Here is a 23,451-nt window from a genome sequence, read left to right on the forward strand (position 1 = left end):
TCGGGTCCGCAACCAGCCCGGGCGCGCCGCGCTCGCGACGCCCCGCTGACATGCGCGTCCACACCAGGCACACGCCGGGGTTCGGCGTCGCCCGCGTGCTGCTCGCCCCCGGCGAAGCCGTGCAGGCCGCCGCGGAATCGTTGCTGGCCAGCAGCTTCAACGTGGCCGAGACGAGCCAGAACCGCGGCCGCAAGGGCGGCCGCTCGGTGTTCACCGCGCCGGCCGACGGCGGCTGGGTCGACCTGGCCCCGCTCGGCCCTGGCGACGTCTACCCGCTCGAACTGACCGGATCCACCGGCTGGTCGGTGCACCGCGAGGGCGTCCTCGCCCGGCCGAGCACGGTCCGCGTCGACCAGAACTGGGCCCCGCTGCAGCAGTTGTTCGGCGCCGATTCCGGGTTTCTTGAGCACTACAGCGGCCGCGGCCCGCTCCTGCTCACCGCGCCCGGCCCGGTGGACTCGTTCGACCTCGGCCGCGGCGAGATCGTCACCGTGCGCCCGGACTATCTCCTCGCCTATCCCGACACCGTGCAATGCCGGTTGCGCGCACTCGATCCAAGCGGTCCGCAATCGCTGCGAACCGGCGAAGGACTCGTCCTCGATTTCGCCGGACCGGGAACCGTGCTCGTCCAATCGCGCAACCGGCGAGTGTCGCAGGCGTAAGGGGAATCTGCCGATTACCCCATTGCCGGGAGCGCCGATTCCGGTAGCGTGAACTCCACTTCGCACGCTGATGGACAGCGGATTCTTGTCCCGAGGGAGGGCGCCGTGGCAGTCGGCACCGTCAAGTGGTTCAACTCGGAAAAGGGCTACGGGTTCATCGAATCCCCCGAAGGTCCGGACGTCTTCGTCCACTATTCGGCCATCCAAGCCGACGGATTCCGCACCCTCGACGAGGGCGACCGCGTGGAGTTCGAAGTCCAGTCCGGCCGCGACGGCCGAAGCCAGGCCGCGGACGTCCGCAAGGTCTAGCGAGGCAGGTCCGCTGACCGGTTGGGCGAACCGGCAGTGGCAGCGGATACCGGCGCGTTAAGCTGCGCTGCGTGACAGGCGATGTGTCGGGGGACCTCACCGGTCGCCAGCTGGGCCACTACCGCATCGACTCGGTGCTCGGCAAGGGCGGCATGTCCGTGACCTACCAGGCCACGGACACGCGGCTCGGCCGCAAGGTGGCGCTGAAGGTCATCGGCGACCACCTCGGCGCGGACGCCGAGTTCCGCGAACGGTTCGTCGACGAGGCCCGCAACACCTCCGCGATCGACCACGCCAACGTCGTCCCGCTGTACGACTTCGGCGAACTCGACGGCATGCTCTACATCGCCATGCGGATGGTCGACGGCGGCGACCTCGCCGGCCTCATGTCCGCGGGCCCGATCAGCCCGGCCCGCGCGCTCAGCCTGCTCGACCAGGTCGCCGACGCCCTCGACACGCTGCACAACCACGGCCTGGTGCACCTCGACGTCAAACCGGCCAACGTCCTCGTCACCAGCCGCGAGACCTCCCGCGAGCACGTCTACGTCGCCGACTTCGGCCTCACCCGCCGCGGAGCCACCGGCCACCGCACCCGCGGCGGCGACTTCCTCGGCTCGCCCACCTACGCCGCCCCGGAACACCTGCGCGGCGAACCGCTCGACGGCCGCACCGACCAGTACGCCCTCACCTGCGTCCTGTTCGCCTGCCTGACCGGCAACCCGCCGTTCCGCGGCGACGTCCCCACCGTCATCAAGGGTCACCTCGGCGGAGAACCGCCGTCGGTGGCGGGCGTGGTCGCGCTCCCGGCCGCCGTGGACGACGTGATCCGCAAGGGCATGGCGAAAAACCCCAGCGACCGCTACCCGAACTGCGTCGCGATGATCGCCGCGGCCAGGGTCGCGCTCGGGCCGCTCGCGACCTCGGACACCCCGCCGGGCCCCGCCCGGCCGAACGGACTTCCGGAGGCGGGCATGCAGCAAGGACCTGGCGGACCGGGACCTGGCGGACCGGGCGGCCCTGCCGGTGGTCCAGCCGGACCTGGTGGACCTGGAGCTGGCGGTCCTGGTGGCCCGGGTGCCGGTGGTACTGGCGGACCCGGTGCCAGCGGCCCTGCCGGACCGAGCGGCCCTGCCGGGCCGGGCGCGTCGCCGGGCGGTCCCGGTGCCGCGGGGCAGGGCGCTCCCGGTACCGGCACGCCGGGCGCGGGCGTCCCCGGTGCCTGGGGTACTCCGCAGCAACCCGGCCAAGCGGGATACCCCGCCCAGGGCGGTTACAGCGGTCCCGCCGGTTACGGCAACCAGCAGCCGCCCGGTTATCCAGCACAACCCGGCCAACCCGGCCAGCCCGGCCAGCCCGGCCAACCCGGCCAGCCCGGCCAGCCGCAATTCGGTCAGCCCGGCCAGCAGGGCTATCCCGGCCAGGCCCCGGCAGGCCCCCCGCCCGGCTACGGCTACCCGGGCCAGCAAGCACAGCAAGGCCCCCCGCCCGGCTACGGCGGTTACCCCAACCAGCCCGGCTACCCCGCCCAGCCTCACCAGCAGGGCCATCCGAACCAGGCCTTCGGCGACCCGATGCGGCTGCGGCCGCCGTCCCCGGCAGGCAATGCGGGCGCGTTCGAAAAACAACCCAAGAGCGGCGGCCTGAAGTGGCTGTGGATCGCGCTGGGCGTACTCGTCGTGGCCGGACTCGTCGTCGGCGCGATCTTCCTTTTCAGCGGGGACGACAACGGCAACGGCGGGACCGCTCCGGCGTCCTCGGCTCCCAATATCCCGGTCGGTCCCGGCGGCTCGAAGCCGGCCGGCCCGTCGTCGCTGCGCCCGCCGCCGTCGTCGATCCACATCCAGCCGAGCCGCTGACCCGGCCGACCTGCCGCGGAAGTGCACCGACGCTGACCTGCGCTCCTTGCACTCGACCCCGGAGAGTGCTAAACACGGCATTGGCACTCGACGCCGTCGAGTGCTAGGCGAGCGGTCACCGACCGCCTGCCTGAAGGTCGGGACGGTGAGGCTGACCCACCGGTCAGTCGTCCGTCGCGGGCACCGAGCCTGGCCGAGGACGTGTCCTGCTGCCGCCGCTGGAGACAGCGCGGCGGTGGCGCCCAATACCGGAGGACCACACCGCAATGGCCAAACTGATCGCGTTCGACGAGGACGCCCGCCGCGGTCTTGAGCGCGGCTTGAACACCCTCGCCGAAGCCGTCAAGGTGACCCTCGGCCCGCGGGGCCGGAACGTCGTGCTCGAAAAGAAGTGGGGCGCGCCGACGATCACCAACGACGGTGTCTCCATCGCCAAGGAGATCGAGCTCGAGGACCCGTGGGAGAAGATCGGGGCCGAGCTCGTCAAGGAAGTTGCCAAGAAGACCGACGACGTCGCGGGTGACGGCACCACCACCGCCACCGTGCTCGCCCAGGCGCTCGTGCGCGAGGGCCTGCGCAACGTCGCGGCCGGCGCCGACCCGATCTCGCTCAAGCGGGGCATCGAGGCGGCCGTCGAGGCCATCACCGAGCAGCTGCACAAGGCCGCCGTCCAGATCGAGACCAAGGAGCAGATCGCTGCTACCGCCTCGATCTCGGCCGCTGACCGCACCATCGGCGAGCTGATCGCCGAGGCGCTGGACAAGGTCGGCAAGGAAGGCGTCGTCACCGTCGAGGAGAGCAACACCTTCGGGCTCGAGCTGGAGCTCACCGAGGGCATGCGCTTCGACAAGGGCTACGTGTCCGGTTACTTCGTGACCGACCCGGAGCGCCAGGAAGCCGAGCTGGAGGACCCCTACGTCCTGCTCTTCGGTTCCAAGATCTCCAACGTCAAGGACGTCCTGCCGCTGCTGGAGAAGGTCATCCAGTCCGGCAAGCCGCTGCTGATCATCGCCGAGGACGTCGAGGGCGAAGCCCTGGCGACCCTGGTCGTCAACAAGATCCGCGGCACCTTCAAGTCCGTCGCCGTCAAGGCCCCGGGCTTCGGCGACCGCCGCAAGGCGATCCTGCAGGACATCGCGATCCTGACCGGCGGCCAGGTCATCTCCGAGGACGTCGGCCTCAAGCTGGAGAACGCGGACCTGTCGCTGCTGGGCCGCGCCCGCAAGGCCGTCATCACCCGGGACGAGACCACCATCGTCGAGGGTGCTGGCGACGCCGACCAGATTCAGGGTCGCGTCAACCAGATCCGCGCGGAGATCGAGAACTCCGACTCGGACTACGACCGCGAGAAGCTGCAGGAGCGGCTCGCGAAGCTGGCCGGCGGCGTGGCCGTCATCAAGGCCGGCGCCGCGACCGAGGTCGAGCTGAAGGAGCGCAAGCACCGCATCGAGGACGCGGTGCGCAACGCCAAGGCCGCCGTGGAAGAGGGCATCGTCGCCGGCGGCGGCGTGGCCCTGATCCAGGCTGCCGAGGCCGCTTTCGCGGGCCTGAAGCTGACCGGTGACGAGGCCACTGGCGCGAACATCGTCAAGGTCGCCGTCGAGGCTCCGCTCAAGCAGATCGCGATCAACGCCGGTCTCGAAGGCGGCGTCGTGGCGGAGAAGGTCAAGTCCCTCCCGCAGGGCCACGGCCTGAACGCCGCCACCGGCGAGTACGAGGACCTGCTCGCGGCCGGCGTGCCGGACCCGACGAAGGTCACCCGCTCCGCGCTGCAGAACGCCGCTTCCATCGCGGCGCTGTTCCTGACCACCGAGGCTGTCGTCGCGGACAAGCCGGAGAAGGCTGCTGCCGCTCCGGCCGACCCGTCCGGCGGCATGGGTGGCATGGACTTCTGAGTTCGGCTGCTTTTCCGGCGAAGCCCGGTTCACCCTCGCGGTGGGCCGGGCTTCGCCCGTTCCCGGCTCAGTCTTCGGGAGTCAGGACGGCAGCGGCGGCATAGACCGGGAGGATCACCCCGGCCGAGAGCACGGCCCCGGCGACCGCGGCGATGCGCACCATCGAGGGGTCGACGTTGAGGTAGTTGGCCCATCCGCCGCACACGCCGGTGAGCATGCGGTCGGAGCGGCTGCGGAAGATCTTCTTGGCCGGTGCGGCCTGCACGTTGTCCGTCATGCCAGCAATACTCCGCGACCGGGACGTGCCGCACATCCGGGATCGCCCCGGATAAAGCCCCGGGGCCGCGACCCTGAAGTGTCCCTTACCCGATGATCTTCCGGACCCGTCCGAACCGGTCCAGCCACGCTTGGGATACCTCGGGCGACGCGGCGAACTCGGCATAGGCGTCGGGCTCCGGAGCGTGGCGCGGCACCGGCAGGTAACCGTCCGCGGGGGACAGCGTTTCGGTGCAGACATCCCCGCGCAGCAACGACATCGTGCCGAGCCCGCAGGCGAAGTCCAGCTCCGGCAACGCTCCGGCGAGCGCGAGCCCGGCAGCCAGCCCGACGCTCGTCTCCACGGCTGACGAGACCACGCACGGTAGCCCGCACGCCTCCGCGACCTCCAGCGCACGCCGCACTCCGCCGAGCGGGGCGACCTTGAGCACGGCGATGTCGGCGGCTCCGGCGACGGCGACCTTCAGCGGATCTTCCACGCGGCGGATCGATTCGTCGGCCGCGATCCGCACCGACACCCGACGGCGAACGGCAGCCAGGCCGTCGATTGTGGGACACGGTTGCTCCGCGTACTCCAGTCCACCGGCCGCGCGGTCCAGCTCACCCAGCGCCTGCACGGCGGTGTCGACGTCCCACGCCGTGTTGGCGTCGACCCGGATCGCACCGGAGGGACCCAGGGCGTCGCGGACCGCTTCTATGCGCGCGCAGTCCTCGGCCAGCGTCGCGCGTTTGTCGGCGACCTTGACCTTCGCCGTGCGGCAGCCGGACGCGCGGACCAGTTCGTGTGCGCGTTCGGGCGACACGATGGGGACTGTCGTGTTCACCTCAATACGGTCGCGGACCGGCTCGGGCCAGCCTTCTTCGCTCGCTTCGAGCGCGGCGGCGAGCCACGGCACGCTCTCGGTGTCCGAATAATCCGCGAACGGGCAGAACTCGCCCCAGCCGGCGGCACCGCGGAGCAACAGTCCTTCACGGACGGTGATGTCTCGGAACCGGGTGTGCAGCGGGAGCGCGTAAACCTGCATGACTGCCGATCATGCCATCGCCGCGGCGACGGGAACCGAGGTGCCGTGGGGGCCGTCTCAACGCCACAATGGAACGTGTGGACGGCCTCGACTTCCGGGTGCTCGGCCCGGCCGAGGTGCTGGCCGGGGACCAGGTGGTGCCGCTGGGCGGCAGCCGCCCGCTGATCGTGCTCGCCGGGCTGCTGCTGCGGGCCAACCGGCTCGTTTCGGTCGACGTGCTCAGCCACTGGCTGTGGGGCGACGACCAGCGCCGGTCGAAGGGCGCGCTGCAGACGTATGTGCTGCGGCTGCGCCGGGCGCTCGGCGACGGTGCGGCGATCCGCACCGAACGCGGCGGCTATCTGTTGGAAGTCGACGAGAACGCGGTGGACCTGGGTCGGTTCCGCCAGTTCGCGGCGCGGGGCCGCAGCGCGGCGGAACGAGGCGAACACCGGCGGGCGGCGGGCTATTTCGAGGACGCGCTCGGACAGTGGCGAGGTTCGGCGTTGCAGAACGTGGAGTCGGACTCGCTGCACCGGGACGAGGTCGGGCAGCTGGCCGAGGAGCGCACGCGGGTCCGCGAGCTGTGGGCCGAGACGCTGCTGACGGTCGGCGAATACGACACCGTCGTGCCCGAACTGGAACGGCTGACGCGCGAACATCCGCTGCGGGAACGGCCGCATGAGCAGCTGATGTACGCGCTGCTCCGCTCTGGGCGGCAGGCCGAGGCGCTGGACGTGCACCGGCGGATCAGCGGATTGCTCGCCGAGGAGCTGGGCCTTGACCCCGGCGCCGGACTGCAGCGCGCGCACCGGCTCGTACTGGGCGGCGACGAAGGCACGCGATTCCGCACCCCGCTGGAACCCCATATACCGCACCAGCTTCCGGCTGACCTAGGTGCTTTCGCCGGTCGGACCGCGGATCTGAAAGCGTTGCGGGCCTTGCTGCCGGAGGCTCTCGACGACGGCACCTCCACGCCGATCGCCTCGGTGGAAGGCATGGGCGGGCAGGGGAAAACCACCTTGTCCGTCCACTTCGCACACCAGATCGCCGATCGTTTCACCGGCGGGCAGGTGTTTCTGGATCTCCGTGGTTACGGCCCAGGTGCGCCGGTGTCGCCGATCGCCGCACTGGAGACAATGCTCCTCGCGCTGGGCGTGCCTGCCGACCGAATCCCGTCCGGTTTGGACGAACGCGCGGCGACCTGGCGTACTTACACCACCGGTCGGCGGCTATTGATCGTGCTGGACAACGCGAACAGCACCGAACAAGTGCGCTACTTGCTGCCTGGTCCTGGATGTCTGGTCGTGGTGACGAGCCGCTGGCAGCTGCGCGGACTGGTCGCGACACATGGCGCCCGGCGGATCGCGCTGTCCGAATTGGACAGTGAAGAGGCGGTGGAACTGCTGGCGTCGGCCATCGGCGTCGAACGAGTGCACGAGGATCCGATCGCGGCTGGCAGGTTTGTGCGGTATTGCGGCGGACTCCCGCTGGCGATCCGGATTCTTGCCGTACGCGCCGCCCAGTTCCCGCGGCTGCCGCTGGAGGAGTTCGTGGCGGCACTGCCCTCGGACGCAGGCCGGTTGAGCACCTTCGATCTCGGCGACGGCGACGAAACCAATATCCGCACAGTTTTCTCCTATTCCTACCGGGTTTTGTGTCCGGCGGCGGCGCGCCTGCTGCGGTTGCTGGCGCTGTCGGTCGGCCCGGATTTTTCGCTGGGCATGGCAGTAGCGCTCAACGGAAGGTCCGAAAAGGAGACTCGCGGCGCTCTCGACACCCTCGTTTCGACGCACTTGCTCACCCAGCCGAAACCGGGCCGGTACCAGTTCCACGACCTGATTCGCGCCTACGCGACTGAGCTGTCGGAGCAGGAGGACGACGCCGCCGAGCGCACCGCGGCCAGCGCGCGCCTGCTCGACTGGTGCATCGCGTCGGCGAGGAACGCGGGTTTGGCGATGCGTCCGCACCAGCTGATGGACGAAATCGGCCCGATCCCGCCTGCTGGCGAGCTAGAGTTCGCGGACTACCACCGTGCGCTGGCGTGGTTCATCGAAGAACACGGAAACCTGCTCTCGGTGATCCAATGGTCGTTCCGGATCGGGCGATACGCGCAATGCTGGCGCTTGGCGTGGTCGCTGTTCACCTACTTCGCCGGTCGCGCCCGGGTCGGCGAATGGCGGTACGTCTTCGAGATCGGTTTGCGAGCGGCGCGCAATTCCGGCGAGCGGCACGGCGAAGCGGCGATCCTCAATGGACTCGGCGTGATCGAAGGAGTAGCCCGGAATTACGTGCTGGCGCGCGAATACCTGGAGCAAGCGCTGGCCGTGCAGCTGGAACTGGGCTCGCTGCCGGGGGAAGCGCGGGCGCGCTACAACCTGGCGATGACTGCCCAGGGCATCGAGGACTTCCCGGAGGCTTACCGGCATGGCCTGCGGTCGCTGGAAATCACGCGGGAGCTGGGATTCACCTCGGTGGAGGCGAACGTTCTGCGTGCTCTGGGCGACCTGTGCGCGATGATGGGCGACTACCCGCAGGCCCTGTCGCTCGCGGACGAGGCACTGGCTCTGGTCCCGCCGGACGACTTGCCGCAGGGCCGCTTCTCGCTGGCCGCGAGAGCCCGCGCGCTGCTCGGCTTGGGCCGGCACGTGGAAGGAATCGAGTGCCTGTCCGAGGCGGTCGACATGTTCTTCGCGATGGACGAGGAGTACGAGGCCGCGGATGTGCTGTCGGAACTGGGCATCGCACACCTGCGCTACGGCCGCACCGCCGCGGCCCGCGACTGCTGGCTGCGCGCGGTCCGGTTGTTGACCCGGTTGGATCACCCGGACGCGGATCGGGTGCGGGCGCAGTTGGCTGGTTTGGTGCGGGGGTAGTCGGTGCCGCTTCGCCGCGACGGCGCACCGTTGCGACGTTGGACCGCAGCGGCACGGCTCGGTTTGCTGACGCGGCTGGACTGCTCGGATGCGGATCGGGTACGAGCGCAGTCAGCTGGCTTGCAGTGGGATGAGATCCGTCCGTACCCGCTGCGGTGCGAGATTGGTTGGACCACTTCGACGCGGATCAGGCGCAGGCGTCCTTGGCTGATGTGACGTGGGGCTGTCGCCACAGCCCAAGATCGCTGGCTGTGCGTGCTCTGGCTGGAGCATCGTGGTGCCGATGGGTGCGAGCGTCACCGGCTGGCGCAGGACCATCCGACCGTTTGGCGGAGTGCTTCCTGCTGGTCGCCGGAGGGCAGCCGGGCGCGGTGGTCCGCGTGCCGACCCCCAGCGGCAGCACGTAGACCACCGGCGGCCCGTACCACCACCCAACCGAAGTGCGCTCACTGTCCGCTCACTGTGCCGGGCCGGTTTCGGTGGGAAGGCCGAGCAGCCGGGTGAGCGTGACGGCGTTGTGCGGGGCCGCGACTTTGCTGTCGTTGTCGAAGTAGACGTGCACGTCGCGGCGGCCGCCGTCGTGCCATTCGGTGATCTTCGCGGCCAAGGCGCGCAGGGCTGAATCGGAGTAATCGCTGGTGTAGAGCTCCTCCGAACCGTGCAACCGGACGTAACTGAAGTCAGTGGTCTGGTCCTCCCGATACGGCCACGGCGCGGCGGCGTCGGAGGTCACCAGCGCCACCCGGTGTTTCTTGAGCAGGTCCAGCGCTTCGGTCGTGGTGAAGCTCGGATGGCGCACTTCGAGCGCGTGCCGCACTGGCCGGTCGGGTCCCGGGTTCAGGAACGGCGGGGACTTGAGTTTGTCGTCGTGCTTCTTCCCGAGCGTGGCTGCCTCGCCGGTGGTGCGGGGGAGCTGGCCCAGGAACGTCGAGACCCGATCAGGGTCGAAGGCCAGCCGCGGCGGGAGTTGCCAGAGGAACGGGCCCAGTTTGTCAGCGAGCGCGAGGACACCGGACGCGTAGAAGTTGGCGAGCGCGGTTTCGACGTCGCGCAGCTGTTTGAGGTGCGTGATGAACCGGCCGCCCTTGACCGCGAACAGGAATCCGGCCGGGGTTTCGGCGTGCCAGCCGAGGTATCGCTCCGGGCGTTGCAGCGAGTAGAAGGACCCGTTGATCTCGACAGCGTTCATCCGGCGGGAGAGATACTCGAGTTCGCGCCGTTGCGGCAGGCCAGAGGGATAGAACGCGCCGCGCCACGGCGGGTATCGCCAGCCGGACGTGCCCACTCGGATCTGGCTGATCTCGCTCACCGCCTTTCGCCGCCGAGGATTCCCGCCGGGACGGTTGCGGTAAACGCGTCCGCGCGGCTGTTTTTGGGACAGCCGGGCTAAATGTTGGGACATTTGTCCTGGACGAAGGGACGTCGGTCTCATGGCGCGGACTCCGTTGCCTGCTCGTCGGGCCGGGGTGCGGAGGGGGTGAGGGGAAGGGGAAAAGCGGGGACACGGACTGGGGTGAGGCGGCGAACGGCGGCACCGAGGTTGGCCGTGAGACCGACGCGGATGGCGGCACCAATGCCGACGACGGCACCGGTGCCACCGGTGGCACCGGTGCCACCGGAGACCCGGCTGCGCCGGGGTAGCCCGGGAGCACCGATGCGGGCTGCGGTGCCGGAGCGGCCGGGGGTGGTGGAGTGGCTGGTGACACCAACGCCGACGGCGCCGAGGAAGGGCAGCGGTGCCGGGATGTGCGCGGCTGATGTAGGCGGCACCAACGCCGACGGTCGCACAGAGGGCCGGTGGCACCAACACCGACAGCCGCACAGAGGGGACGGTGGCACCAGAGCGGGCGGTGTGCTGACGCGGGCACTGGCACCAATGGCGAGGGCGGTGCCGAGGCGGGCGCTGACGCCGATGCTGACGCGGACGCGGACAGCCGACGCCGAGCCGACGCCGATGCTGGCGCTGGCGCTGGCGCTGGCGCTGGCGCTGGCGCTGGCGCTGGCGCTGGCGCGGACGCCGATGCTGGCGCTGGCGCGGACGCCGACGCCGATGCTGGCGCGGACGCCGATGCCGACGCTGGCGCGGGCGCTGGCACAGACGCTGACGCCGAGGCCGACGCTGGCGCTGGCGCTGGTACCGACGCCGACTCCGACGCCGACGTTGGCACTGACACGGACGCTGACACTGGCACTGGCACCGAGGCGGGCACTGGCACCGCGGAGGTGGTGGCACGGATGCAGGTGGTGGTGCCCGAGCAGCGCGAGGTGTCCGGAATCCGGCGAGAGGCAGTCAGCTCGTCCGGTGGGCCAGCCTTGCCGCCTTCCTGCCCCATCGGACGTGCTGAACTCGCCCGCTGCCCGCGCATCCCCGCACCGGTCAGGCCCGCCGGCCCGTTCGCCGCGGGCCAGCCTCGTGCGTCGGGACTATCCGGCCGCCCACGCATCCCTCACTTCCTCAAGCCCACGAGAACCTCCACCGGCGTGACTGCACCAGGGACGTCGCGTACTCCCGCAAGTTCCCCGGCTGCGTGAGGTACGTGGGGAGGCTGAAGGCCCGGTGCTCGGCCGCGACCGTCAACGCCCTGGCGTGGGTGCGGGGTGGGGCGGAAACCGACAGTTCCAGCGAGTCGAAGCCCAGCGTCACCAGGGTCGCGCCGAAGCGGTCTTCCCAGCTGCGCAGGACTGCCGAGAGTTCCGCGACCTGGTCGGTCGACTTGATCATTCCTGTCCAGCCGATGAGGGCAGGGACGTCGGCCGGACGGTCGGCTTGGACCAAACCCAGTCGGTGCGGGGTGCGGGCGGCGAGGATCGAGCCGGTGTTGCCTGCTTCGGCCAGTGGGTCCGAGCGGCGGTGCGAGCGTTTCGCCAGCCCGGGGAAGCGGGTGCCGAACGGGCGCAGGCAGGCTCCGTCGCAGCAAGAGCCGTCCCACCAGCGGGCCAGGACCTCGGCGGGGTCGGCGTTGGCGACGCGGTGGCCTGCCGGAGCGAGGCGGCCGCGGTCGTCCAGCCAGTCTTCGCCGCGGGCGGTGAAGCGCTGGTCGGGCGGGATCAGCACTGGCCACAGTCCTGACCGCTCGAACTCCGCGACACAGCTCAGGTACCGCTGCGGCCGCGTGAGCGGTTCCTCCGACACCCAGATCCGCCCGTGCCAGCGCCCTGGCGGCAAGGTCTGGACCGGCGGTGCCCCGACGCCGGGGCGGAACGGTGCGATCGTCATGAGCTTCCCCTCGAACTGGTGTTCGGTGCCTGCATATCGAACAGTAGTTCGAACCACCGACAATTTCCAGGGCACCGCTCGCTCATCCGTTCGAGTGAACATCGGGAAATCCCAGGTCAAGTGGCAAAAAGAGGCAGCGGCGGGGGACGCGGCGCACCCGGGCCGCGACGAACAGGCCGATGGTGATCGCCATCGCGGCGAGTGCGAGGTACTGGAACGCCGACGCGTACCGGTCCACCAGCGACCAGCTCTCGCCGAGCAGGTAACTGGCCATGACGAACGCGGTGTTCCACAGCAAGCTGCCCGCCGTCGTCAGCAGGAGGAACCGGCCGAACGGCATCCGTTCGACGCCTGCGGGCAGCGAGATCAGGCTCCGGGAGACCGGCACCATCCAGCCGAGAAGCGCCGCCGTACCGGGTGAACCACGCCTCGGTGCGGTCGAGGTCGACGGCGTCCATCGGCGGCAGACGGCTGAGCAGTGCGCGGCATCGGTCGCGGCCGAGCAGGGCGCCTAGCCAGTAGACGATCACGGTGCTGGGGAGTGAGCCGAGGGTCGTCCAGAAGCAGGTGCCAGCCAGGCTGAAGGTGCCGCGGCTCGCGGAGAAACCGGCTAGCGGGAGGGCGGGTTCGCTCGGGATCGGCGGGAACAGCGACGACGAGCGCAGTGCCGATGCCGCCTAGCGAGTCCATCAGTCCGACGGTCCGCGCGGCCGGTCTGGGGAGAGGTTCGACGGGCGGCGAGCAAGAGGTTCGCGAGGGGTCCTTTCGCGACGAAGGCAACGTCGTCGAAGCTAGGAAGCAACACATTGCGGTCGGTCAGCCGGAGAAATGCGGGAAGCCGCAGCGGGGTTGGCGTGGAGGAGACCGCAGCGCGTCGCGCCCGGCCGGATCGGCGGTGTCGCGTCACGGGGGTGAAAGCCGAGGTGTGCTCGCTCGGTGAAATGCGGGAGACCGCAGCGCGTCGTGCCCGGTGGGCTGGTCGACGTGGCGAATGTGGCCGGATAAGCAGGAGCCGGAAGCTGAGGACCGGCGGAATGCGGAAAGCCGCAGGGAGTCGTGCCTGGTGGGCTGGTCGAGGTGGCGGATGTGGCCGGATAAGCGGGAGCTGGAAGCTGAGGACCGGCGGAATGCGGAAAGCCGCAGGGAGTCGTGCCTGGTGGGCTGGTCGAGGTGAACAGACCGCGAGTGCTGTGCCGAACAGCGGGCGTCGGCCTAGGCGCGCTGACGGCGCTCATCGAAGTGCCGTACCTGCTACTCGCCGCACCTCTCCTCGCCATCCAAGCGGCAACGGGTATTCCGCAGCGCGCGAAGGCTCGCCGAAGTGGAATGCGCCCGGCTGCAGCGATTCTTCGACGCCTGCAACGGCGACGATTGCGACGGCCGCGCCCTGCAATACCTCGTCCCGCGCTGCCTGGCCGGGCTTTTCGTGCCGGGAGTGTGGGTGTGCATCGGCGCGGGTGTTGCGGCGGGGTGCTTTGCTTCGTCCAACTAGTCACCGGGGCGGGCTCCCGGTGCTTGTTCTCGGCGCGATCGCGGTATTCCTTTGTGGACGGGGCCTGATCGGCGTAGCCGCGCTCGATCGTCGGATCGAGCGGGATTTGCATGACGGGGTGCGGCAAAGGCTTCTCGCGCCGGGAGCGTTGCTTGGCCGAGCTGGTCCGCGCACGAAGAATCGCAGGAAGCGTTGCGCGAGTTGCGAGGGGTGAGCTGGCGCGTTTACCCGAAAAGCGGTCTTGAGGCCGCGCTGGAGTCTCTATCCGAGCGCGCCGCGATCCCGGTCGACCTCAGTTGCGCAATCGACGAGCCCTCGCCGGAGTTGGCTACGGCGGTCTACTTCGTGGCGTCCGAGTCGGTCACCAATGCGGCCAAGCATGCCAACGCCAACAAAGTCACGACTTGACCTACGTCGGGGCGAGCAGCGGCGATGGACGGCGAATTCTCCGTACAGAGCCTCGAAAACGGACCGACCACAGTGCGGGTGACGTTGCCGGGCGAGTGATCCTGGCCGAGGACGAGACATTGCTCAGGGAAGGTCTCGTGCGGCTGCGGGCGGAGGAAGGCCACGACGTGGTCGCCGCGGTCGGCGATGGAAAGAAGCGACCGCAGAACACCAGCCCGACGTGGTCGTCACCGACGTTCTGATGCCGCCGACCCGCACCAGCGGAGGGTTGCGCGTCAAGCTGGCCGGACACCGGGGTGCTCGTGCTGTCCCAGTACGTCGGGAAACGCTACGCGGCCAAGCTGATCGGCGGTGACGGCGGCTCGGGTCGGCGACTTTCTCGACGCGCTGGACCGGCCGAACCCGCGCGAGCGCGACGTGCTGAAGAAAAGGGCGCACGAACGCGAGCATCGCCACGCTGCTATTTGTCTCGCAGAGCGCCATAGAGAAGCACGCGATCTTCGACAAGGCAAGCGAAGGGCTACAGCCGCCGCGTGCTGGCCGTTCTCCGTTGCCTCGGTTCGTGATTCACAGCGGCCGACGCAGGTCCTCCGCGTCGACAATGTGGTACGCGTAGCCCTGTTCGGCCAGGAAACGCTGCCGGTGCGCGGCATACTCCGTATCCACTGTGTCCCGCGAGACGATCGAGTAGAAGTGCGCCTGTCGTCCGTCGCCCTTCGGACGCAGTAGCCGGCCGAGGCGTTGTGCTTCCTCCTGCCGCGAACCGAACGTGCCCGAAACCTGGATCGCCACCGACGCTTCCGGCAGGTCGATCGAGAAGTTCGCGACCTTCGACACCACGAGCGTGCGCAGTTCGCCGCGACGGAACTTGTCGAACAGCTCCTCCCGCTCCTTGTTCTTCGTCGCACCCTGGATGACCGGGGCCTCCAGTTCCGCGCCCAGCATTTCCAGCTGGTCGAGGTACGCGCCGATCACCAGGGTCGGCTCGCCGGCATGCTTGTCCACAATGGACCGGATCACCGGGATCTTCGTCATCGCCGTCGCCGCGAGCTTGTACCGCTCGTCGGAGTCCGCGGTGGCGTACTGGAGGCGTTCGGACTCGGTCAGCGTCACCCGCACCTCGGTGCATTCCGCGGGCGCGATCCAGCCTTGCGCCTCGATGTCGCGCCACGGCACGTCGTACCGCTTCGGGCCGATCAGCGAGAAGACGTCGCCCTCTCGGCCGTCCTCGCGCACCAGCGTGGCGGTCAGGCCGAGCCGTCGCCGCGACTGCAGGTCCGCGGTCATCCGGAACACCGGCGCGGGCAGCAGGTGCACCTCGTCGTAGACGACCAGGCCCCAGTCGCGCGAATCGAACAGCTCCAGGTGCCGGTACTCGCCCTTGGTCTTGCGCGTGACCACCTGGTACGTCGCGATGGTGACCGGCCGGATCTCCTTCTTCTCCCCGGAGTACTCGCCGATCTCGTCCTCGGTGAGCGACGTGCGCGCGACCAGTTCGCGCTTCCACTGCCGCCCGGCGACGGTGTTGGTGACCAGGATCAGCGTGGTCGCCTTGGCGCGCGCCATCGCGGCCGCGCCGACCAGCGTCTTGCCCGCGCCGCACGGCAGCACGACGACGCCGGAACCGCCCGCCCAGAACGCTTCCGCCGCCTTCCGCTGGTAGTCGCGCAGGCGCCAGTCGTCCTCGGCGAGATCGATCGGATGCGCCTCGCCGTCCACGTACCCGGCGAGGTCCTCGGCGGGCCAGCCGACCTTCAGCAGCGCCTGTTTGAGCCGCCCGCGCTCGGACGGGTGCACGATCACCGTGTCCTCGTCGATCCGCGAGCCCAGCATCGGGCTGATCTTCTTGTTGCGCGAGACCTCTTCCAGCACCGCGCGGTCGGTCGTGGCCATGACCAGGCCGTGCGCCGGGTGGTTGGCGATCTGCAGCCGCCCGAACCGGCCCATCACGTCGACTACGTCGATCAGCAGCGGCTGCGGCACCGGGAACCGCGAATACGTGGTGAGCGCGTCCACCACCTGTTCCGCGTCGTGCCCGGCGGCGCGCGCGTTCCACAACGCGAGCGGCGTGATCCGGTAGGTGTGCACGTGTTCGGGCGCTCGTTCCAGTTCGGCGAACGGCGCGATCGCGATCCGCGCGTCGTCGGCACGCGGATTGTCGACCTCGAGCAGCACGGTTTTGTCGGACTGGACGATCAGGGGGCCATCAGTCACCTCTCCTTTATACGTTCCCTCCCGGCCCGCGGCCCGGGGATGCCAAGATGGCGGGACGAAGCCTCGGGAGGGGACCCAGTGACCACACCACCGTTCGGCGTGCCGGCGGCCGCGAACCCGTACCAGCCGCTCCCGCGGCAGCCGGTCCAGGGCGGTCCGAAGCGGGTGTCGGGCAAGCAGAAGGGGCTCTTCGCCGCTCTCGTCGTCGTGGCGCTCGGGCTCGGCGCGTTCGGCGCGTTCGGGTTCGCCGCGGTCGTGCGCTCGGCGGGACCGCCGGTCGCGGGCAGTTGCCTCTACCTCACGTCGCTGGGCTCGAAGACGCAGACCTACACCGGAGCGGACTGCTCCGACCAGGCCGCCACCTACCGCGTCGACACCGTCGCCAAGGGCCGGTCATCCTGCCGCGGCGAGGACTATGTGCCGTTCGAGCTGTACTTGTCGGCGCGCAGCACCACCAGGCCGACCCAGACGCTGTGCCTCGCGTTGAACGTCGCGTCCGGCGAGTGCGTGCGCGACGTTTCGGACGAGTCGAAGGTCGGCAAGGTCGCCTGCGACGACCCCAAGGCGGAGGCGCGGGCGGTCGTGCACGACGGGGAGCGGTCGGCGGCTAGCTGCGGGGAGAAGGATTTGTCGCTGGTTTACGTGGGGCCGCCGGTGCGGACGGTTTGCTTGCAGCCGACGGGGGCGAGCATTTAGGGGCTCGTGAATGGCAATCGCGGTTCTCACCGTGATTGCCACTCACCAGGCATTCGGAAGCATCGCCGCCACGTCCAGCCGGTTGGCCAGCTGCCCAGAACTGTGCATCAGATCGGCCACGCGCTGCAGCCGGGTCGCCGACAACGTGGTCGGGTAACTGCCGAGCGAGATCAGCGCGGCCGTGGTCTGGTCGATATCCGAGAAGGACGGCAGCGCGTCGCGCACCTTCGCCGAGTCGGACGCGGCTAGCTGGGCCTGGGTGAGGACGCCCCGGAACGCCGCCAGCGTGCGCGGGTTGGCGGCGGCGAACTGGCCGGTCGCGGCGTAGCCCGAGGCCGGGAAGTCGAGGGTCGCGCCGGTCGATCCGTCGGCGAGGACCTGCGCGCCCAGTTCTTTCTCCGCGCGGGTGATGTACGGCTCGACCATCAGCGCCGCGTCCGCGTCGCCGGACTGCAGCGCGGCGGGCATCTGGCCGAACGGCCGGGGCACGAACTCGATCTTCGATTTGTCGACGCCCGCCGTGCCGAGGACCGCCCGAGCGGTGAGCGCGCCGATGTCGTCGGGCGAGTCCACGGCGATCTTCGGCGACTTCTTCGCGGTCGGTTCGGAGTAGTCGGAACCGGGCAATGTGACGAGCGCGATAGTCGTGCGGCCGAAGGTGTACGCCTCGCCCTGCAATTGCAGTGCGGTGCCGGACCCGGCGGCGCGAAACAGCGACACGTCGCTACCGAACGTCACATCGACCTGTCCGGACTTCAGTTTTTCCACGCCGTCGCTGTCGCCGAGTTCCACCAGCTGGACGTTCAGCCCGGCTTGGCGGAACTTTCCCGCGGCGACGGCGATCCGCAGTGGGGCGGTCTCGATCGGGCTCGCGACGCCGACCCGCAGCGTCGCGCGTTCCGGCGGTTGAGCTTGTCCGGCGTCACTGGATCCGAACACGGAACAACCGCTGAGTGCGAACAACGTCGCCACCAGCGCAAACCTCAGACCGGTCGCTTTCACTCGCCATCCCCTGCCGGGAGAATCTCTGCCTCGTGCTGGATCGTATGGGCCGCTGCCCATACGATCGCCCGCAGGGCTGTGCCCCCGCCAGGGTGGCTTCCCGATCTTTTCGCCGGGAACTACCAAGCGGTAGTTTCCGGCCGGAGTCCGATGACGTCCGTGGGCAGAGGTTCCCGCGGTGGAAAAGGAAGCACAGGTGACCCGTCGCGACGACCGTCCCCGTTCGGGTGACGCGACGGATCCGGCTGCCTCGCGTCCGGTCGGCGGCCGGTGGCGGCTGCGGAACTGGCGGCTGCGCACCAAGCTCTTCGCCGTCCTGCTGATCCCGGCGCTCGCGGTGGTCGTGCTGGTCGGGCTCCGGGTCAACAGCGACCTGCGCGACGCCCGCCAGCTCGCCGAGTTCGCCGCCCGCTGCCGGGTCGACACGACGGTCGCCGAGGTCGTGCACCAGTTGCAGCGGGAGCGCGACGTCACGGTGCGGTTCGTCGCGGGCGACCGCAAGGGGGCCACTGACGTGCTCGTCGGCCAGCGCACCCGGGTCGACTTGGCGATCGGCGCGTTCGAACGGTCGCTCGCCGACAGCAAGGCGCGGCTGGACGAGTCCGCGGCGGGCGATCTGCAGCAGAGCGACGACCGGCTGCGGGTGCTGGGCGGCCTCCGGTATTCGGCCGAGCACTCCGCGTATCCGGCTGACGCGGTGCTTCGCTCCTACAGCGAGCTGATCTCCGGGCTGCTCGACATCAGCGACACCGCCGCGGCCGACGTCACCGAACCCGACCTGGCCCGGCTGCGGCTGGCCGGGAACGCGCTCGCGCGGATCAAGGACCAGATGTCGGTCAAGCGCGCGATCATGTCCGCGGCGATCGCGCAGGGCACGCTCAACCGGGACCGGACGCGCGCGTTGCTCGGCGCGGAGGCCGAACTGGCCGCCGCGCGCAGCGACTACCGCACCTTCGCGACTCCGGACGAGCAGCGGATGTACTCGGACACGGTGATCGGCATCGTCGTCGACATCGGCAACGACATGGTCGAGTCGGCGCTCACGCGTACGGAGAACAACCAGCCGCTCTCCGGCCTGGACGCGGACCAGTGGGACACCGCGTCGACCTACACGGTCAATCTCGCCCACCAGGTGCAGCAGGCGCTGCTCGTCCAGCTTCAGGAGAAAACGGACGCGCGAGCCGCCAGCGCCCGCGCGTCGACGATCTGGGACGGCGGAATCGTCATCGGTGTCCTGTTGGTCGCCGGTGTCCTGTCGGTGGTGATCGCGCGCTCGCTGCTGCGGCCGTTGCGGATCCTGCGCCGCACCGCGCTGGAGGTCGCCGACCATCGGCTGCCCGAGGCGGTGCAGCGGCTGCTCACCGAGCCAGATCCGGCTCCGGAGAACCTGCGGCACCGAGCGGCGGTCGCGCCGGTGCCGATCTTCACCCGCGAGGAGGTCGGGCAGGTCGCGCGGGCATTCGACGCGGTGCACGGCGAGGCGGTCCGGCTGGCCGCCGAGCAGGCGATGCTGCGCGAGAACGTGAACGCGATGTTCGTCAACCTGTCGCAGCGCAGCCAGGACCTGGTGGAGCGGCAGCTGTCCGTGCTCGACCGGATGGAGGCGGGCGAACAGGATCCGGAGACCCTCGGCGGGCTGTTCGAACTCGACCACCTCGCCACCCGGATGCGGCGCAACAGCGAGAACCTGCTGGTGCTGTCCGGCACCGACCTGGTGCGCGAGGACACCGGACCGGTGGTGGCCGACGAGATCATCGGGGCCGCACTGTCTGAAGTGGAGGATTACCAGCGGATCGAGATCGGCCCGGCTCCCGCGCTCGCGGTGCGCGGCGACGCGGTCAACGACCTGGTGCACGTGGTGTCCGAGCTGCTGGAGAACGCCACCCGGTACTCCGGGCCGCAGACAGCGGTCACCGTGGAAAGCGCGCGGACGCCGGAGGGGGCGTGGCGGATCGAGATCACCGACCGCGGTGCGGGCATGCCGCAGGCGGAGATCGACCGCACCAACGCGCGGCTGGCGCATCCCCCGGAGGTCGACGTCGAGGTGTCGCGCCGGATGGGCCTGTTCGTGGTCGCGACGCTGGCCGAACGGCATGCCATCGCGGTGCGGCTGAGCCCGGCCGAGGGACGCGGGCTCACCGCGACGGTCGTCGTCCCGGCGGCGTTGATCACCGAGGCCCCGCCGCTGCCGCAGCCGCCCGCTCCGGTCGAACCGGAACCCGCGCCCGAGCCAGAGCTGCTGGCCCCGCTCGCGCCGCTGGCTCCGGCCGAGGAGCCGGCGGAGCCCGCCGAACTGGTCGCGCCGACCCTCGACGACGCCGGACCGCTGCGGCGCGCACCGGTGGTCGAGGAGGCACCGCCGTGGCCGGGGCCTGCGTCGCGGTCGCATCTGGAGATCGACGCGCCGACGGACCGGATGCCTGCTTATCGCGACGTGCTGTCTCGTTGGTTCGACCTCTCGGCGCCGGCAGAGGAGCCGGCGGCACCGGAGCCGCGCGTGGTCGCGCCGATGCCCGAGGTGCCCGCGTTCGAGCCGGAGCACACCTGCGAAACGCCGCCGGAGTTCCCGGCCGACGACCCGGACGAGGCGCCCCCGGAGTGGCCGACGTCCGCGCACGCGGAACAACCGCAGTGGCCGTCGCCCGAGCACCTGGAACAAGAGGACGGGGCCGAGGACACCTGGCCGTTCCTGCGGGTCGCCGACGTGGCGGGCGGCCCCGCCGCGGAGCCGGAGCCGCGGCCGATACTCTCGCTTTCCCCCGACGCGGTGCGCGCCCGGATGACGAGCCTGCAAGGCGGCTTCCGGCGCGGCAGGCACGCCAGGGGGGAAGACACCCCGCCACTGGATCGAAACGGATGAGGCATGAGTTCGAACACCGCCCTGCTGGAAGTGATCGCGCTGGGCCGCCACGACGCGGAGCGGGCGCAAGAGGGCGGAGCGGATCGGCTCGAACTGGTCTCCGACATGGCCAGCGACGGGCTCACTCCGAGCGAGGCGACGGTGCGCGAGGTGCTCGCGGCCACTGATCTGCCGGTGCGCGTGATGCTGCGCGCGGAGAACACTTTCGACGCTCGCGCGATCGACGAGCTGTGCGCTTCGGCGGCCCGGCTGGTGTCCGCGGGTGCGCAGGAGTTCGTGTTCGGTTTCCTGACCGAGGACGGCGAGGTCGATGCCGAAGCGTGCCGTGCGCTGCTGAAGGAGATCGACGGGCGGCCGTGGACGTTCCACCGCGCCATCGACCGCTCGCGCAACCCGATCGCCGCGTACGACGTGCTGGCCGAACTCGGCTGCGACACCGTGCTGGCGGCGGGCCACGCGAACGGTGTCGCGAGTGGACTGTCGGTGCTGCAGCAGCTGGCTCGGCGGACCGATGGCCCCGCGCTGCTAGTCGGCGGCGGTCTGCGGGCGCAGCAGGTGCATTTGCTGCGGGCGGGCGGGGTGCGCGGGTTCCACGTCGGCGGCGCGGTGCGTCCGTCCGGTTGGGATGCTCCGGTGGACGTGGCGGCCGTGCGCGAGTGGGCCGAACTCGTCAAAGGCTGACGCTCCAGTCCGTTCCGGAAGGGAACCTCGCCGGGAATTCCAATTCCGGCAAGGTTCCCTTCTTTGCTTGACGAGCACAGTGCGCGTGTGCGCGCAAGCGGTCCGGAATGTCCGGGCCTTCCGCCTTCCGACGTCCGACGGTTTCCGGATTTGCCGGGACATTGCGGTGGGAATCAGTCATAAATCGTGCAAGTGGAAAACAAACCAACCGGGTTAAGGCCAGCCAAAAGTAGGTTTCTTTGTTTCGAGCGGTTTTTTAGGGTCGGTGATACGGGTTGGTACCGCGATTTAGCCGGCCCGGCCCCCGCCTCCCGAGAGGAATTCTCATGCGCTTGCGCAAGCTCGTCGCCGCCGCGGTTCCGCTGCCGGCCTTGCTGTGCCTGTCCGTGGCCGGCGTCGCGAATGCCGATCCGCTGGTCGCCCTTTCCGGCAACGCCGCACCGCTCGCCGCCAGCGCGCGGTCCGGCGATGTCGCCGCTGAGCAGCAGATTCCCGCCGCCTTGTCGCTCAAGCTGCACAACCAGCAGGCGCTGGCCCGCTTCCTGACCGACGTGCAGGACCCGGCCTCGCCGCAATACCACCGGTTCCTCTCGCCGGAGCAATTCACTGCTGCATTCGGTCCAACGCAAGCCGAAGCCGATCAGGCGGTGAATTTCCTCAAACGCAGCGGTGCGCAGGGCATTGAGGTCTCCGGAAACCGGCAGGCGATCACCTTCTCGGCAACTGCCGGACAGCTGGAATCCGCCTTCCATACGCGTATCGGCAATTACACCGACACGGTCACCGGCCGGAAGTTCTACGCGAACGACTCCGCGCCGGAATTGCCCGCTTCGGTGTCCGCGGTGGTCGATTCGGTCGTCGGCCTCGACAATCACGCGGTGAAGCACCACGCCAAGCCGGCGCAGGCACCCCGCGCGGTCAAGCCGGTGACGCCGGCCATCCTCAAGACCGCGTACGGCACCAGCGGCCTGTCCGCCACCGGCGCTGGCGTGAACGTCGGCTTCGTCGAGTTCGACGGCTACCAGAAGTCCGACATCACCGCCTACGACAAGAAGTACAGCCTCAAGGCCGGTTCGGTCAGCACGGTTTCGGTCAACGGAGCCAACTACGACTCCAGCCCCGGCGACGGCGAGACCGAAGTCGACCTGGACATCGAGGTCGTGCACGCGCTCGCCGCTCCGGCGAACGACTACGTGTACGAGGCCCCGAACTCCAACGCGGGCGAGCTGGCGATGTACCAGAAGATCGCGTCGGACAAGAAGGTCAGCGTGGTCTCGATCTCGTGGGGCTCCTGCGAGGCGGCGGAAGGCTCGGCCGCGGCCAACAGCGTCGACAAGGCGCTCGCGACCGGCACCGCCGAGGGCATCAGCTACTTCGCCGCCGCGGGCGACGACGGCACCACCGACTGCGCCCGCCAGACCGGCAGCAAGTCCCAGGCCGTGGACTTCCCGGCGTCGAGCCCGAACGTCTCCGGCGTCGGCGGCACGCAGCTGACGGTGAACTCGTCGAACGGCTACAGCAGCGAGACGACGTGGAACGACGGCGCTTCCGGCGGAGCGGGCGGCGGCGGCATCTCGACGATCTTCGCCGCGCCGTCGTGGCAGTCCAAGCAGAGCACGACCAAGCGCAAGGTCCCGGACGTCGCCGGGGACGCCGCGAAGGGTTCGGCGTACACGATCATCTCCGGCGGACAGACCGGTAACGTGTGGGGCACCTCGGGCGCCGCGCCGCTGTGGGCGGGCTTCGCCGCGCTGCAGAACGAGGTCCACAAGGGCGGCCTCGGCAACCTGAACGCGAAGTTCTACAGCATCGGCAACGGTTCCTCGTACGGTTCCGGTTTCCACGATGTGACCACCGGCAACAACACCTTCAACGGCACCACCGGCTTCTCGGCGGGCAAGGGGTATGACCAGACGACGGGCTGGGGGTCGTTCAACGGCTCCGGACTGTCCACACTGATCGGCTGAGCGCGGGTTGTCGTGCGTGGCGATCCCGGTGAGAAC

General features: G+C 69.7%; 17 protein-coding genes and 1 pseudogene. 11 read left to right on the forward strand and 7 right to left on the reverse strand.

Going from position 1 to position 23,451, the window contains the following annotated elements; genetic code table 11:
* Nucleotides 1–50 precede the first annotated feature (50 nt).
* The 4 genes from BM362_RS08555 to groL all read left to right on the forward strand — a co-directional run bounded on the left by BM362_RS08555 (nt 51) and on the right by groL (nt 4,722).
* Nucleotides 51–662, forward strand: coding sequence for an AIM24 family protein (locus BM362_RS08555; protein ID WP_067579708.1), 612 nt, complete (start codon nt 51–53; stop codon nt 660–662).
* A 105-nt stretch (nt 663–767) separates the two neighbouring features.
* Entirely contained in the window at nt 768–971 is a 204-nt protein-coding gene (locus BM362_RS08560; protein ID WP_009083993.1) for a cold-shock protein, read from the forward strand.
* 71 nt (nt 972–1,042) lie between these two features.
* Nucleotides 1,043–2,827 carry a serine/threonine-protein kinase gene (locus BM362_RS08565; protein ID WP_093572643.1) on the forward strand — a complete coding sequence of 595 codons (1,785 nt, stop codon included), beginning with the start codon at nt 1,043–1,045 and terminating at the stop codon, nt 2,825–2,827.
* A gap of 266 nt (nt 2,828–3,093) precedes the next feature.
* Entirely contained in the window at nt 3,094–4,722 is a 1,629-nt protein-coding gene (gene groL, locus BM362_RS08570) for a chaperonin GroEL (protein ID WP_009083991.1), read from the forward strand.
* Between the two features lie 67 nt (nt 4,723–4,789).
* Here groL and BM362_RS08575 read toward each other — a convergent pair whose 3' ends face one another.
* Complete coding sequence (locus BM362_RS08575; protein WP_037807882.1) at nt 4,790–4,999, reverse strand: PspC domain-containing protein; 210 nt, start codon at nt 4,997–4,999, stop codon at nt 4,790–4,792.
* A gap of 85 nt (nt 5,000–5,084) precedes the next feature.
* The gene (locus BM362_RS08580) at nt 5,085–6,023 is read right to left on the reverse strand and encodes an o-succinylbenzoate synthase (protein WP_093572645.1); all 939 of its coding nucleotides are present in this window, start codon (nt 6,021–6,023) and stop codon (nt 5,085–5,087) included.
* A 68-nt stretch (nt 6,024–6,091) separates the two neighbouring features.
* Here BM362_RS08580 and BM362_RS08585 point away from each other — a divergent pair, with 68 nt between their 5' ends.
* Nucleotides 6,092–8,878, forward strand: coding sequence for an AfsR/SARP family transcriptional regulator (locus BM362_RS08585; RefSeq protein WP_167545230.1), 2,787 nt, complete (start codon nt 6,092–6,094; stop codon nt 8,876–8,878).
* A 457-nt stretch (nt 8,879–9,335) separates the two neighbouring features.
* On the opposite strand, the gene BM362_RS08590 is transcribed toward BM362_RS08585, so the two are convergent.
* The 3 genes from BM362_RS08590 to BM362_RS50225 all read right to left on the reverse strand — a co-directional run bounded on the left by BM362_RS08590 (nt 9,336) and on the right by BM362_RS50225 (nt 12,486).
* Nucleotides 9,336–10,187 (reverse strand): DUF72 domain-containing protein, encoded by an 852-nt coding sequence (locus BM362_RS08590; protein ID WP_093572647.1) that lies wholly within the window; start codon nt 10,185–10,187, stop codon nt 9,336–9,338.
* A 1,146-nt stretch (nt 10,188–11,333) separates the two neighbouring features.
* Nucleotides 11,334–12,095, reverse strand: coding sequence for a DUF4253 domain-containing protein (locus BM362_RS08600; RefSeq protein WP_037807874.1), 762 nt, complete (start codon nt 12,093–12,095; stop codon nt 11,334–11,336).
* Between the two features lie 82 nt (nt 12,096–12,177).
* A complete protein-coding gene (locus tag BM362_RS50225) occupies nt 12,178–12,486 on the reverse strand; it encodes a DedA family protein (protein ID WP_342029788.1) in 309 nt (102 codons plus the stop codon).
* 1,311 nt (nt 12,487–13,797) lie between these two features.
* Here BM362_RS50225 and BM362_RS48755 point away from each other — a divergent pair.
* Both BM362_RS48755 and BM362_RS50230 read left to right on the forward strand, forming a co-directional pair.
* Complete coding sequence (locus BM362_RS48755) at nt 13,798–13,995, forward strand: sensor histidine kinase (protein WP_244287067.1); 198 nt, start codon at nt 13,798–13,800, stop codon at nt 13,993–13,995.
* A gap of 95 nt (nt 13,996–14,090) precedes the next feature.
* Nucleotides 14,091–14,561 (forward strand): annotated as a pseudogene (locus tag BM362_RS50230) (response regulator transcription factor).
* A gap of 1 nt (nt 14,562) precedes the next feature.
* Here BM362_RS50230 and BM362_RS08620 read toward each other — a convergent pair.
* Entirely contained in the window at nt 14,563–16,209 is a 1,647-nt protein-coding gene (locus BM362_RS08620) for a DNA repair helicase XPB (RefSeq protein WP_093572648.1), read from the reverse strand.
* Nucleotides 16,210–16,287: 78 nt separating this feature from the next.
* On the opposite strand from BM362_RS08620, the gene BM362_RS08625 reads away from it, so the two are divergent.
* Nucleotides 16,288–16,905 carry an LppU/SCO3897 family protein gene (locus BM362_RS08625; RefSeq protein WP_093572649.1) on the forward strand — a complete coding sequence of 206 codons (618 nt, stop codon included), beginning with the start codon at nt 16,288–16,290 and terminating at the stop codon, nt 16,903–16,905.
* Between the two features lie 42 nt (nt 16,906–16,947).
* On the opposite strand, the gene BM362_RS08630 is transcribed toward BM362_RS08625, so the two are convergent.
* Nucleotides 16,948–17,967, reverse strand: coding sequence for an ABC transporter substrate-binding protein (locus BM362_RS08630; RefSeq protein WP_093572650.1), 1,020 nt, complete (start codon nt 17,965–17,967; stop codon nt 16,948–16,950).
* A gap of 136 nt (nt 17,968–18,103) precedes the next feature.
* Between BM362_RS08630 and BM362_RS08635 the strand changes: the two genes are divergently transcribed.
* The 3 genes from BM362_RS08635 (at nt 18,104) to BM362_RS08645 (ending at nt 23,415) form a co-directional block, all read left to right on the forward strand.
* Complete coding sequence (locus BM362_RS08635; protein ID WP_093572651.1) at nt 18,104–20,767, forward strand: sensor histidine kinase; 2,664 nt, start codon at nt 18,104–18,106, stop codon at nt 20,765–20,767.
* Nucleotides 20,768–20,770: 3 nt separating this feature from the next.
* Nucleotides 20,771–21,448: a copper homeostasis protein CutC gene (locus tag BM362_RS08640; RefSeq protein WP_067594816.1), complete on the forward strand. Its 678-nt coding sequence runs from the start codon at nt 20,771–20,773 to the stop codon at nt 21,446–21,448.
* A 326-nt stretch (nt 21,449–21,774) separates the two neighbouring features.
* Nucleotides 21,775–23,415: a S53 family peptidase gene (locus tag BM362_RS08645; protein ID WP_067594814.1), complete on the forward strand. Its 1,641-nt coding sequence runs from the start codon at nt 21,775–21,777 to the stop codon at nt 23,413–23,415.
* Nucleotides 23,416–23,451: the final 36 nt, after the last annotated feature.

Source organism: Amycolatopsis rubida (genome assembly GCF_900115345.1).
In the GTDB taxonomy this organism is placed as follows: Bacteria; Actinomycetota; Actinomycetes; order Mycobacteriales; family Pseudonocardiaceae; genus Amycolatopsis; species Amycolatopsis rubida.